Annotated in this window: 4 protein-coding genes; 3 read left to right on the forward strand and 1 reads right to left on the reverse strand. The window is 71.9% G+C overall.

Annotation, left to right across the window (positions count from 1 at the left end; translation table 11 throughout):
* Positions 1-29: 29 nt before the first annotated feature.
* On the reverse strand, positions 30-1,400 hold the full coding sequence (locus tag QR78_RS27350; protein ID WP_048430768.1) for an MdtA/MuxA family multidrug efflux RND transporter periplasmic adaptor subunit: 1,371 nt from the start codon (positions 1,398-1,400) through the stop codon (positions 30-32).
* Positions 1,401-1,751: 351 nt separating this feature from the next.
* On the opposite strand from QR78_RS27350, the gene QR78_RS27355 reads away from it, so the two are divergent.
* The 3 genes from QR78_RS27355 to recD2 all read left to right on the forward strand — a co-directional run.
* Positions 1,752-2,393 carry a DedA family protein gene (locus QR78_RS27355; protein WP_048430769.1) on the forward strand — a complete coding sequence of 214 codons (642 nt, stop codon included), beginning with the start codon at positions 1,752-1,754 and terminating at the stop codon, positions 2,391-2,393.
* Between the two features lie 124 nt (positions 2,394-2,517).
* A complete protein-coding gene (locus tag QR78_RS27360; RefSeq protein ID WP_048430770.1) occupies positions 2,518-3,351 on the forward strand; it encodes an FkbM family methyltransferase in 834 nt (277 codons plus the stop codon).
* 64 nt (positions 3,352-3,415) lie between these two features.
* The coding region (gene recD2, locus QR78_RS27365) for an SF1B family DNA helicase RecD2 (RefSeq protein WP_048461192.1) at positions 3,416-5,682 on the forward strand (2,267 nt) is incomplete at its 3' end.

Here is a 5,682-nt window from a genome sequence, read left to right on the forward strand (position 1 = left end):
GGGAGGGTTCATAGCGGCGTGCCACGTCATCACGGGTTCTGGCTCTGCTGCCGGCGGCGATGCGGGCGTTCGCCCTCGGGACGCTGGCCTTCCTGGCGCTGCCCCTCCGGCTTCGGCTGGGCCGCAGCGCCCTCCCCCTCCGTCGGCTTCGCCGCCTCGGGCCCGGCCGTCGTCTCGGGCCGCCCGCCGGTTACCCGCACCTGTGCCCCGTCCTTCAGCCGGTCGGTCCCATCCACCACCACCCGGTCGCCGACGGCGAGACCCTTGGTGACGACGGTGCGCACGCCGTCGCTCTCGCCGATCTCGATCGGGCGCACCGCGACCTTGTCCTCGCCCGTCAGCAGATAGACGTAGGTGCCCGGCGTGCCCCGCAGCACGGCGGCGGCCGGCACCAGCGCGGCGTCGCGCACCGTGTCGACGTCGAGCCGGGCGTTGACGAACTGGTTGGGAAACAGCCGGTCGTCCTTGTTCGGGAACAGCGCCCGCAGCTTGACCGTGCCGGTGGTGACGTCGATCTGGTTGTCGACGGTGTCGAGGTTGCCCTTCGCGATCTCGGTCGTGTCCGAGCGGTCGAAGACCCGCACCGGCAGGGTGGCGCCGGCCCGCAGGCGGTCCATCACCCGCGACAGCACGGTCTCCGGCAGGGTAAAGATCACCGAGATCGGGTGGAGCTGGGTGACGACGACGATGCCGGTCGAGGCGGCGGTGACGTAGTTGCCCTGGTCGATCTGGCGCAGGCCCACCCGGCCCTCAACCGGCGCGGTGATGCGGCCGTAGCTGATGTTGAGCTTCTGCTGGTCGATCTGGGCCTGGTCGGAGGCGACCACGCCCTCGTACTGCTTGACGGTCGCGGCCTGCGTATCGACGTTCTGCTTCGAGATCGAATCCTGCCGGTTCAGGGTCTGGTAGCGGGCCAGATCCAGGCGCGCATTCTGCAACAAGGCCTGGTCGCGCAGGAGCTGGCCCTGGTACTGGGCGAGGAGCGCCTCGTAGGGGCGCACGTCGATCTGGGCCAGGAAGTCGCCGGCCTTGACGGTCTGGCCCTCGCGAAAGCCGATCTGGGTCAGGTAGCCGCTCACCTGCGAGCGGATCGTCACGGTGGCGAGCGGCGTCACGGTGCCGAGCCCCGAGAGCACCACCGGCATGTCGCCCTTCTGGACGGTGGCGATACCGACCGCCTGCGGCCCCTCCCCGCCCGCGCCGCGGCGCCCGCCGCGCCGGCCGGTGCCGGCCTGCTGCGTCTCGGCCTTCCGGAAGCCGTCGGGGAGATAGGTGCGATAGGCCCAGTAGCCGCCGGCGGCGAGCGCCAGCAGCACCAGGAGCCAGAGCGGCCCGCGGCCCCGCCGACGGCGCGGCGACTCGACGGCATCGTCGGTCCGGATGGGAGACAATTCGTTCATCGACCTGGATTACCCGGACTCACCCCAACACACGACTGTCCAGTACCTGCGCGGCACGCTGCCCCGACACCCTTCATGTCGTACGGGCCGTGCGTCGGCGGCCTGCGGCACGTCGCCTCCGAAGCGGTGCGCCCGCCGCTCGCGAACGCCCCGGGCTCAAGTCCGCACGGCAATGCGTCGCCAGTACGACGGCGATGTTGCGTCACGATTGCTGAACGCCACCCGAGCGTTGCCCCGGTGGGACCGCCCTCGAAGGGCCACGATCCCCTCGCTTAAACCCGCCCACGGATGTCTCCATCATGGGGCGCGGCACGCCGCCGCCCCGCCCCGATCGTCCACGGTTACGAAACGATGCACTTCCTCCACGACCTGCCGGTCGCCGACCTGATCTCGCAATACGGGTACTGGGCGATCTTCGTCGTCATCACCCTGGAGAGCGCCGGCGTGCCGATGCCGGGCGAGACCGCCCTGATCTCGGCCGCCGTCTATGCGGGCTCCACCGGCCGGCTGAACATCGGCCTCGTGGTGCTGGCGGCGTCCCTCGCGGCGATCATCGGCGACAATTTCGGCTACTGGGTCGGCCGGCGCTGGGGCATGCCGCTGCTGCTCCGGCACGGGTCCAAGATCGCCCTCGACCACCGCCGGCTCAAGCTCGGCCAGTATCTCTTCCGGCGCCACGGCGGCAAGATCGTGTTCTTCGGGCGCTTCACCGCGATGCTGCGCGCCTACGCGGCCCTGCTCGCCGGAGTGAACCAGTTCGACGCCCGCCGCTTCTTCCTGTTCAACGCCGCCGGGGGCATCGCCTGGGCCTCGCTCATGGGTTTCGGCGCCTACTGGGGCGGCCGCTCGATCGAGCACATCGCCGGCCCGATCGGCCTCGGGCTCCTCGCCGTCGTGGTGTTCGGCGGCATCGCGTTGTGGCTGTTCGTGCGCCGGCACGAGGAGCGGCTGACCCTCGAGGCCGAGCGGGCGATCCCCGGCCCTCTCGCCTGACCCCGATCCCGGCCCGACCCCGATCATTGCCGCCCGCCCGACCGGGTGGCATGAGGGGCGCCGACCGTTTCCACCAGCCCCGCGCCCCGCGCGGGGCGGCCGCCCGCGGCCCGAACCCGGCACGATGACACAGGCAACCCACCCCTTCGGCACCTACGCGCCCGCCGGGCTCGTGCGCTGGATCCTCTCGCGCACCGAGCGCCTGCCCGACGACCACTGGGGCGCCCGGCGCCTCGCCCTGCTCCTGCGCCGCACCGCCATCCGGCTCCTGCGCGGCCGGCCCCTCGACGTCGAGCGCTACGGCGCGCGGATGCGCCTGCACCCCTACAACAACAACTGCGAGAAGAAGGTGCTCTTCACCCCGCAGTTCTTCGATCCGCTGGAGCGCAAGCTCCTGGCCGCCCGCATCGGGCCGGACTGCGTCTTCCTCGATATCGGGGCGAATGTCGGCGCCTACGCGCTGTTCGTGGCGGCGCTCGCCGGGCCCGGCGCGCGGATCCTGGCGGTCGAGCCCCAGCCCGACATCTTCGACAAGCTCGCCTTCAACATCGCCCAGAACCCGTTCGGTTCGATCAAGGCGGTGGCCTGCGCGGTGGCCGACAAGGCCGGCGAGATGACCCTGTTCGTCGATCCCCGCAACCGCGGCGAGTCGAGCCTGAAGGTCGTGGGCACCAACGAGGGCGCCTCGATCCGGGTGCCGGCGGTGCCGCTCCTCGACCTCGTGCGCGGCGAGGGCCTGACCCGCATCGACGCGGTCAAGCTCGACGTCGAGGGCGCCGAGGACCTGATCCTCGAGCCGTTCCTGCGCCAGGCGCCCCCGGCCCTGCTGCCGCGCCTCCTCGTCATCGAGGACGGCACCGACCTGTGGCAGACCGATCTCTCGGCGCTCCTCACCCAGCACGGCTACCGCCGCATCGCTCAGACGCGGCTGAACCTGATCTTCGAGCGGCAGGGATAGGCCTCCTCGGGCGAGGTCCTCACCCTTGCGGGGCCCTCCCTCCCTTCCGATCTCACGGGGGCCGATGGCCCGCCCCGCTCCTCCGTCCTCCTCCCGCCCGACCGACGCCCTCGCCGGGTCGATCGAGCGCGTCACCTTCCACAATGCCGAAAGCGGGTTCTGCGTCCTGAAGGTCAAGGCGCGGGGCCGGCGCGACCTCGTGGCAGTGATCGGTCACGCGCCCGCGGTGGCGGCGGGCGAGTGGGTGACCGCGACCGGCGCCTGGGTCAGCGACCGTGAGCACGGCCTGCAGTTCCGCGCCGATACGCTCGCGGCGACGCCGCCCACCGGAATCGAGGGTATCGGCCGCTACCTCGCCTCGGGCCAGATGCGCGGCATCGGCCCGGAGATGGCCAAGCGCATCGTCGCGGCCTTCGGTGCCGACACCTTCGCGGTGATCGAGGCGGCGCCCGAGCGCCTGACCGAGGTGCCGGGCATCGGCCCGACCCGCGCCGCGCGGATCACGGCGGCTTTTGCCGAGCACAAGGCGGTGCGGGAGATCATGGTCTTCCTGCACGCCCACGGCGTCGGCACCGCCCGGGCGGTCAGGATCTTCAAGACTTACGGCACCGAGTCGGTCCAGGTCATGACCGAGGACCCCTATCGGCTGGCCCGCGACGTGCGCGGCATCGGCTTTCGCACGGCCGACGCCATCGCGGGCAAGCTCGGCCTCCTGCCGACGGCACCCGAGCGCCTGCGCGCCGGCCTCGCCTACGCGCTCCAGGCGGCGATGGATGACGGCCACTGCGCCCTGCCGGTGCCGGACCTGATCGCCCGCGCCGCCGAACTGCTGGCGGTCGATGCGAGCCTGCTGCGCACCGCCCTCGTCGAGGAGATCGGCGGCGAGTCGGTGGTGATGGACACGATCCAGGACGTGCCGCACCTGTTCCTGCGCGGCCTGCACGCGGCGGAATCCGCGATCGCCGAGCGGCTGATCGCCCTCGACGACGCCCCCCTGCCGTGGGACGCGATCGATGTGGGCGCGGCCCTCGCCAAGGTGGAAGGCGAGACCGGCCGGCCGCTCTCGCCCTCGCAGGCCGCGGCCGCCGCGACGCTGCTCGCCGCCAAGGTCGCGGTGATGACCGGCGGGCCCGGCGTCGGCAAGACCAGCACGCTCGACGCGCTCCTGCGCATGCTCGATGCGGCGGGGGCCGCGGTGCTGCTCGCCGCCCCCACGGGCCGGGCCGCCAAGCGGATGACCGAGCAGACCGGGCGCGAGGCCAGGACCATCCACCGCCTGCTCGAGATCGATCCGCACCACGGCGGCTTCCAGAGGAACGAGCATTCCCCCCTCGCCTGCGACCTCCTGGTGCTGGACGAGGCCTCGATGATCGACGTGCCGCTGATGAACGCCCTCACCCGGGCCCTGCCGCGCCACGCCGCCCTCTGGCTCGTCGGCGACGTCGACCAGCTCCCCTCCGTCGGGCCCGGCCGGGTGCTGGCCGACGTGATCGCCTCGGGTCGCATCGCGGTGGCGCGCCTCACGGAGGTCTTCCGCCAGGCCGCCGAGAGCCGGATCGTCACGGGCGCCCACCGGATCAATGCCGGGCAGATGCCGGAAGGCGCCGACACGCCGGACGGCGACTTCTTCGTGGTGAAGATCGACGATCCCGAGGCCGGGGCCGAGAAGCTCGTCGAGATCGTCACCCGCCGCATCCCGCGCCGCTTCGGCCTCGACCCGGTCAAGGACGTGCAGGTGCTCTGCCCGATGACCCGCGGCGCCTTGGGGAGCCGCCACCTCAACCAGGCGCTCCAGCGGGTGCTGAACCCGAACCCGGCCGTCTCGGTCGAGCGCTTCGGCTGGGTCTTCGCCCCCGGCGACCGGGTGATGGTGGGCCAGAACGACTACGACCGCGAGGTCTTCAACGGCGATCTCGGGGTGGTGCTGCGGGTCGATCCCGAGGAGGAGGTGCTGGTCGCGGGCTTCGACGGACCCGAGGCGACTTTGCGCGAGGTGACCTGGCCCTTCGGCGAGCTCGATGCCCTGAGCCCCGCCTACGCCGTCACGATCCACAAGTCGCAAGGCTCGGAATACCCCGCCGTGGTGATCCCGGTGGCGATGCAGCACTACACGATGCTCGCCCGCAACCTGCTCTACACGGGCGTGACGCGGGGCAAGCGGCTGGTGGTGCTGGTGGCCCAATCGAAGGCGGTGGCGATCGCGGTCCGGGGCGGGGCGAGGCCGCGCTTCACCAAGTTGGCGGAGTGGCTGCGGCAGCCGGTCAAGAAGCGCCCGGGTCATGCTCGGCGCCAGCCCGGTCTGCCAAGCCCCTCCCCTTTCCCGGACGACTG

The organism is Methylobacterium indicum, assembly GCF_001043895.1.
GTDB classification, from domain to species: domain Bacteria; phylum Pseudomonadota; class Alphaproteobacteria; order Rhizobiales; family Beijerinckiaceae; genus Methylobacterium; species Methylobacterium indicum.